Raw genomic sequence first — 6,575 nt, 5'->3', positions numbered from 1 at the left:
GGCCCGATCCACCTGCTCGACCCGGGTCTCACCGACCCGGGTCGGGCTACCCGCCTGCCCCCAGGGCCCCGCTCCCAGCTCGCGGGCCCGGAGCCGGCGGATCCGGGCGGGATCGACGGTGGCCCACACCGCCGGGTCCTTGATCTTGCAGGGGTCGATGAGCCGCTCCGCGGCGCTGAGCACCGCGGGGAGCGCCACGGTGGCTTCCACCCACTCGTCGTCGAGCTCGAGGCCCACGTCGGCCGACCGCCGGTCGGCGGCGAGCGCCAGGCGCTTCACGCCGGTGGCGAACGGGAGGTCGAGCAGCTCCGCGACCTGCGGGCCGACCTGGCCGGTGTCGGCGTCGACGGAGCTGCGCCCCACGAGCACCAGATCGTAGGGACCGGTCAGCTCCAAGGTCGCGGCCAGGGCCCGGGCGGTGGCCAGGGTGTCGGAGCCCGCGAAGGCCGGATCGGAGACCAGGATGCCCTCGTCGGCGCCGTAGGCGATGGCCTCCCGCAGCACGTCCTCCGCCGACGGCGGGCCCAGGGTGATCACCGTGCAGGTCCCGCCGGTCTGAGCCGCCACGAGCACACCCTCGGCGACGGCGCGACGGCAGTACGCGCTCATCTCCAGGGGTAGCCCCTCGCGCCGGAGCCGCCCGTCCGGGCCGAGCTCCATGGATTCGAACTCGGGGATCTGCTTCACCAGCGCGGCGACGCGCATCCGGGCAGTATCGCAGATCGACAGGAACATGACAGCAACGTCAGGTTCTGCGAGGCTGTGCCCGTGAGCGACCATGGGCGCCTCCGCATCTTCGCCACCGCGCCGCTACGAGGCGAGGGCATCGACACCCTCGAGCACCTCGGCACCGTGGTCGCCGACCCCTGGATCACCGGGCCCGACGCACCGCTGCGCATCTACGGCGAGGAGCAGCTCGCGGCCCGCATCACCGAGACCGGCGCCGACGTGATCATCTGCGAGGCCGACAGCTGCCGGGGCCCGGTGCTCGACCTGCCGCTCCGGGCCATCTGCTCCACCCGGGGCGACCCCACCAACGTCGACGTCGCCGGGGCCACCGCGAGGGGGATCCCCGTGCTGCACGCTCCGGGCCGCAACGCGAACGCCGTGGCCGAGCTCACCGTCGCGCTGCTGCTGGCCGTGACCCGCCACCTGCTGCCCGCCGACCGCGACGTGCGCGAGGGTCAGGTCTTCCGCGACGGCACCATCCCCTACCAGCGGTTCCGGGCCTGGCAGCTCGCCGGGCGGACCGCCGGCATCGTGGGCCTGGGGGCGGTGGGGCGCGCCGCCCGCTGGCGGTTCGAAGGCCTCGGGATGCGGGTGATCTCGTTCGATCCCTACCGCGAGGAGGCCACGCACCGCTCCCTCGAGGAGCTACTGGCGGAGGCCGACGTGGTCTCGATCCACGCCGCGCCGACCCCCGAGACGCTCGGCATGATGAGCGCCGAGCGGTTCGCCCGCATGAAGCCGGGAGCCGTGTACCTCAACACCGCCCGGGCGGGCCTGCACGACCTCGCGGCGCTGACCTCGGCCCTCGAGAGCGGCCACCTCGCGGGAGCGGGCCTCGACCACTTCGAAGGCGAGGTGCTCCCCACCGACCACCCGTTGGTGGGCATGGCCAACGTGGTACTCACCCCCCACATCGGCGGCGCCACCTACGACACCGAGGCCAACCACACGAGGATGATCGCGGACGACCTGGCCCGTCTCGTCACCGGCCAGCGCCCGCTGCACTGCGCCAACCCGGAGGTGCTCCCGTGAACGCCGACCCCCGCCGTGACCGCACAGCCGACGCAGTGCGAGCCGAGGTCCTCGCGGTGGCCAAGGCGTTCCACGAGAAGGGGCTGGTGGTCGGCACCGCGGGCAACGTCTCGGGCCGGATGCCCGGCGGTGCGACGGTGTGCATGACCCCGTCGTCGATGCCGTATGACACCATGACCCTCGACGACCTGGTCATCGTGGACCTCGACGGCAACAAGCTCGAGGGGACCGGCAGCCCCACGAGCGAGAAGTCCCTCCACCTCGAGTGCTACAAGCGCTATCCGGAGGTGGGCGGGGTCATCCACTCCCACGCGCCGTACGCGTCGATGTTCGCCCTGGTGCGCGAACCGATCCCCGCCGCCATCGAAGAGGTGGTCACCTACATCGGTGGCGACGTGCCGATCTGCGACTACCGGATGACCGGCACCGACGAGCTGGGGGCCGAGGTGGCGTCGCACCTGGCCGACCGCTCGGCCGCGTTGATGGCCAACCACGGGTTGGTGTGCATCGGCAAGTCACCGAGTGATGCCTTGCACGCCTCCCTGGTGGTGGAGCGCACGGCGCAGATCGTCTGGGGGGCCCGTGCGCTGGGCACGGTGATCCCCATCCCCGAGAAGTCGACCACCGACTTCGCGAACGTCTACCAGTTCGTGCGCAGCAGCCTCTGGCCGTCGTAGCCTCGCCACCGATGGCCACCTCTCGCGATCGGCTGGTCGAGGTCACGAGCTACGACTCGATCGAGGAGGCGGAAGCCGCCGCCGCCTTCCTGGCCGACGACGCGATCACCGCCACGGTGATCGACGACGGCGTCACCGCCCAGCTCGTCGTCCCGGCCCACGATCTGAGCCGCGCCCGGGTGCTGCTCGGCCTGCCACCGGCCGCGCTGGCAGCAGACCCGCCCGCTCCGCCGACCGTTGACGGCGCCGACGATCCCTGGGACGCGCCGCTGCCCGCGTCGTCGCTGTGGCGCCGGCCGCCGTGGATGCGCGCCGTGGTGGTGCTGGTGGTGGCCGGCATGCTGGTACCGGCGGTGCTCAGCCTGGTGAGCTTCCTCACCCGCTGACGGCGTCTCCCGGCGACGACGCTCGGATCGGGCCCGCTCCGGGTAGGGTCACACCAGGATGCGCTCGTCGGGCGCTCGCACCCCGATGACCGCCAGCGTCCGGCCGAGCCCGAGGAACAAGCCGCAGCAGATCGTGAGATCGGCCAGCTCGTCGTCCGCGAACGCGGCCCGCAGCCGAGCCCAGAACTCGTCGTCCATCGCCTGGTGGTCGAGCGCGAAGCGCTGGGCGAACTCGGCCGCCAGCCGCTCCCGCTCGGTGAGCGCCGCGCTCTCCCGCCAGTTGGCCACCTCGGCGTAGAACCCCTCGTCGACGCCGGCGGCCTCGCCGTCGCGGGCTCGCGTGCCCTGGCAGACCGCGCAGTCATTGATCAACGCGATGGTCCACCGGGCGGCCTCGCGCTCGCGGACCGGCAGCGTGCTGTTCCCGTACACCGCCTCCGAGAAGGCACCCATCCCGACCGCCATGTCCGCCCGCAGCAGCGCCCAGTCCACGTGCTCGCCGAAGCCCTGCTCGGGGAAGGAGATCCGTGCCATGACCGCCAGGCTACGGCACCGTCGTCGGTCCCGCCGGGTTCGCCCGGTTGGCCGGTCAGGGCAGCGCGCCCGTCGTCAGCGGAGGGCGCCCGGCTCGTCCAGCCAGCGGTTGAGCGCCCGGGTGCGGGCGTTGCGCAACGTGAAGCACTGCACCACCGCGGTGCGCACCCGGTGTTGGACGTGGGCGGAGGTGACCACCTTGCGGAGCAGGTAGTCGGCCGCGTCGCCGTGGTCCTCCTCGGCGTAGGCATGCACCCGGAAGTTCTCCACCTCCAGGCCGTAGTGGTCGCGCATGCCCTCGTACATCAACTTCGCGTAGCCGGTCGACGCCGCGAACCGCTCGCCCGCCCAGCCGAACGCGGCCAGCCCCTCCTCGTACGAGCGGCGCATGTAGTAGAGGCTGCCGAGCACCAGGCCGATCGTCTCGGGCATGGGCACGAAGCTCACCAGCTCCTCGTCGGGGATGCCCAGCATCCTGGCCCACTCCACCTTCATATCGACGTGGTTGCGGTCGCCGGTGAAGCCGGTCTCGTCCGACAGGTTCTGCAGCCAGTGGTGGAAGTGCTCGCTGGACTCCATGTCCAGGGCGTCGAAGTCCGGCGCGTTGGCGACCAGCGAGCCGAACTCGGAGGTGTACCACACCCCGAGGTAGTAGTACTCCTTGCAGAGACGGCGGAGGTACGGCAGCGACAGGGTGCCGTCCGCCACGTGCTCCCACACCCGGTTGCGCTCGGTGCAGATCTCGGCCTGGATCTTCTCGAGCTCGTTCATGAACTCGTCTACGGGGAGCGCCTCGGCCGTGGTGCCCTTGCGGATGTCCTTGAACTCGCGGGTCTCGGTCATGGGAAGGGACCTCCTGGAGCGCCCGAGGAGCGTCCCCGGCGCGGTGTTAGACTTTTATGACACGAACGTCAGGTTCGTGGCAAGCTTCGCTGGTCGAGGGGTCGAGCGGGCTCGAGAGCCCGGCGTCCCGACCCCGGGGGGAGCCTCAGATGCACGTCGACCTGGTCAAGCTGGCAGGGAGCAGGGGTCGCCTGGCCGAGACGGTCACCGTCGACCCGGTCACCGCGGAGGTCATCCGGGACTACATGGAGACGGTGTGCTTCGAGATGGCCACCTACGTCTCGCGCACCGCCACCACGCCGATCCTCAACCAGAGCAACGAGCGCAACGCGACCATCCTCGATGCCCAGGGTCGGCTCGCCGCCCTGTCGGTCGGGATCCCCCAGTTCATGCTGACCTCGACGCTGCCGGTGCGCTTCGCGCTGGAGTTCCTGGGCCCCGAGGAGTTCCGCGAAGGCGACGTCTTCGTCGCCAACGACCCCTACCACGGTGGTGGCCACCTACCCGACTACAACGTCTTCGCCCCGGTGTTCGCCGACGACCCGGCCACCCCGGGGGGCCGGCGGTTGGTACTCATCGCCAGCATCCAGTGCCACCACGGCGACACCGGCGGGGCGGTCCCCGGCGGCTACAACGTGACGGCCAACGATCTGTGGGGCGAGGGTGTCCGCTGGCCGGTGCTCAAGGTGGTCGACCAGGGTCGGGAGCGGCGCGACGTGCTCTACGCGCTGGCGGCCAACAACCGCCTGCCCGACTACCTCGGTGACATCCGGGCCCAGATCGGCGCGGCGCAACTGGCCGCCGCCCGCCTCGGCGAGCTGCTCGACCGGTGGGGCGCGCCGACGGTCGAGCAGTCGGTCGACTACATGATCGACTACGCGGCGAAGCGCTTCCGGGAGGAGGTGCGGGCCTGGCCGGATGGCGTCTACGAGGCCGACACCTACGTCGACCACGACCCGCTCGGCCATCCCGACGTGCACCTGCACGTCAAGGTCACGGTGTCGGGCGAGCGGCTCACGATCGACTTCACCGGCTCCGACGACCGCCAGGAGCTGCAGGCCTGGTCGACCTTCGGCAACACCCGGGGGTACACGGTCGGCCAGATCGCCGCCATGATGGACCCGGAGATCCCGAAGAACGAAGGCTTCTTCGACTCGATCGAGCTCGTCGTGCCCCAGGGCTGCGTGCTCAACCCGCACCCGGGCAAGCCGGTGAGCGCGGGCACCCACCACCCGGGCGCCGAGGTCGGTGAGGTCATCGCGCTGGCGATGCAGCACGTCCTGCCGGACAAGGCCGTGCCTCAGGTCTACAAGACCGGCATCCCCACGGTCATCATCGGCATCGACCCGCGCACCGGCCAGCCGTTCACCGACCACTCGGCCGAGGTGTACGCAGGCTGGTGCAACGCCGCCAAAGGGATGGACGCCTGGGGCTGCCAGGCCGCCGCGTTCGGCAACCTCTGGAAGGCGACGGCGGAGATCAACGAGAGCCTCTACCCGCACATCCAGTGGGGTCGGGACTACCGCATCGATTCGGGAGGGCCGGGCCAGTGGCGGGGGCTGTGCGGCAGCCACTACGTGAAGGAGGTGCGGGTCGACGCCAAGGTCTACACGTACGTGGTGGGCATGAAGTACCCGATGCCGGGCATCGCGGGCGGCAAGCCCGGGGCGCCCAACAAGCTCACCATCCGCTGGGGCAGCGACGACCCCTTCGTGGTCGAACACACCGCCGACTGGGTACCGATGAGCGCGGGACAGAAGATCAACTACGACTACGGCGGGGGTGGCGGCTGGGGGGATCCGCTCGAGCGCGACCCGCAGGCGGTGCTCGACGACGTGCTGGACGAGTACGTCTCCGTGGAGGGCGCCGCCCGGGACTACGGCGTGGTGCTGCGGGGCTCGCTGGCGGAGCTCACCCTCGAGGTTGACGAGACCGCCACCGCCGAGCTGCGAGCCGCCCGGCGGGTGGAGGCGTCCGGCGAGCCCGGTGACGGCATCTTCGGCGGCACCGAGTGGGAGGGGTGATGGGCTACCGGGTCGGCATCGACGTCGGCGGCACGTTCACCGACCTGATCTGTGTCACCCCCGGCGGCCAGGTCGTGCTCGACAAGACACCGACCACGCTCGACGACCAGTCGATCGGGGTGATGGACGGGCTCGGCCAGCTCGCGGGGCGATTCGGGCTGAGCCTGGAAGAGCTGTGCGGGCAGCTCGACATCCTCGTGCACGGCACCACCACCGCGGACAACACCATGATCGAGATGAACGGCGCGCCGGTGGGCCTGCTGGTCACGGAGGGGCACCGCGACGAGATCGAGATGCGGCGGGTCCACAAGGAGCAGATCTGGGACCCCTCGTATCCCCCTCCCCCACCG

The 6,575-nt window shown here is 71.1% G+C and carries 8 protein-coding genes; 5 read left to right on the top strand and 3 right to left on the bottom strand.

From position 1 onward, the window contains the following. Positions 1-705, bottom strand: a 705-nt coding sequence (locus V7004_RS14765) for an electron transfer flavoprotein subunit beta/FixA family protein (protein ID WP_334144950.1), incomplete at its 3' end; no start/stop codon positions are given. Positions 706-768: 63 nt separating this feature from the next. Between V7004_RS14765 and V7004_RS14760 the strand changes: the two genes are divergently transcribed. Genes V7004_RS14760 through V7004_RS14750 form a run of 3 tightly spaced genes read left to right on the top strand, consistent with a single transcriptional unit; the run spans position 769 to position 2,824 of the window. Then, positions 769-1,761: an NAD(P)-dependent oxidoreductase gene (locus V7004_RS14760; RefSeq protein ID WP_334144949.1), complete on the top strand. Its 993-nt coding sequence runs from the start codon at positions 769-771 to the stop codon at positions 1,759-1,761. Next, positions 1,758-2,438 carry a class II aldolase/adducin family protein gene (locus V7004_RS14755; protein WP_334144947.1) on the top strand — a complete coding sequence of 227 codons (681 nt, stop codon included), beginning with the start codon at positions 1,758-1,760 and terminating at the stop codon, positions 2,436-2,438. The genes V7004_RS14760 and V7004_RS14755 overlap by 4 nt, the downstream gene beginning before the upstream one ends. 11 nt (positions 2,439-2,449) lie before the next feature. Next, entirely contained in the window at positions 2,450-2,824 is a 375-nt protein-coding gene (locus V7004_RS14750) for a hypothetical protein (protein WP_334144946.1), read from the top strand. A gap of 48 nt (positions 2,825-2,872) precedes the next feature. Here V7004_RS14750 and V7004_RS14745 read toward each other — a convergent pair whose 3' ends face one another. Together V7004_RS14745 and V7004_RS14740 are read right to left on the bottom strand one after the other, a co-directional pair. After that, the gene (locus tag V7004_RS14745) at positions 2,873-3,358 is read right to left on the bottom strand and encodes a carboxymuconolactone decarboxylase family protein (RefSeq protein WP_334144944.1); all 486 of its coding nucleotides are present in this window, start codon (positions 3,356-3,358) and stop codon (positions 2,873-2,875) included. A gap of 75 nt (positions 3,359-3,433) precedes the next feature. Then, on the bottom strand, positions 3,434-4,201 hold the full coding sequence (locus V7004_RS14740; RefSeq protein ID WP_208027010.1) for an iron-containing redox enzyme family protein: 768 nt from the start codon (positions 4,199-4,201) through the stop codon (positions 3,434-3,436). Between the two features lie 149 nt (positions 4,202-4,350). Between V7004_RS14740 and V7004_RS14735 the strand changes: the two genes are divergently transcribed. Together V7004_RS14735 and V7004_RS14730 are read left to right on the top strand one after the other, a co-directional pair. Next, positions 4,351-6,225, top strand: a complete 1,875-nt coding sequence (locus V7004_RS14735) for a hydantoinase B/oxoprolinase family protein (protein ID WP_334144942.1) — start codon at positions 4,351-4,353, stop codon at positions 6,223-6,225. Beyond that, positions 6,225-6,575 (top strand): hydantoinase/oxoprolinase N-terminal domain-containing protein (locus tag V7004_RS14730; protein WP_334144941.1); only part of this gene is annotated, 351 nt, incomplete at its 3' end. The genes V7004_RS14735 and V7004_RS14730, both read left to right, overlap by 1 nt.

Origin of the sequence: Rhabdothermincola sp., from assembly GCF_036846205.1 — a bacterium.
GTDB lineage: Bacteria > Actinomycetota > Acidimicrobiia > Acidimicrobiales > Acidimicrobilacustridaceae > Rhabdothermincola.
This window is presented reverse-complemented; position numbering and strand designations above follow the sequence as displayed.

Bases quoted from the DNA above. Each gene is read 5' to 3' on its own strand.
- V7004_RS14735 (WP_334144942.1), top strand. From the start codon at position 4,351: ATGCACGTCGACCTGGTCAAGCTGGCAGGGAGCAGGGGTCGCCTGGCC.
- V7004_RS14745 (WP_334144944.1), bottom strand. From the start codon at position 3,358: ATGGCACGGATCTCCTTCCCCGAGCAGGGCTTCGGCGAGCACGTGGAC.
- V7004_RS14750 (WP_334144946.1), top strand. From the start codon at position 2,450: ATGGCCACCTCTCGCGATCGGCTGGTCGAGGTCACGAGCTACGACTCG.
- V7004_RS14740 (WP_208027010.1), bottom strand. From the start codon at position 4,201: ATGACCGAGACCCGCGAGTTCAAGGACATCCGCAAGGGCACCACGGCC.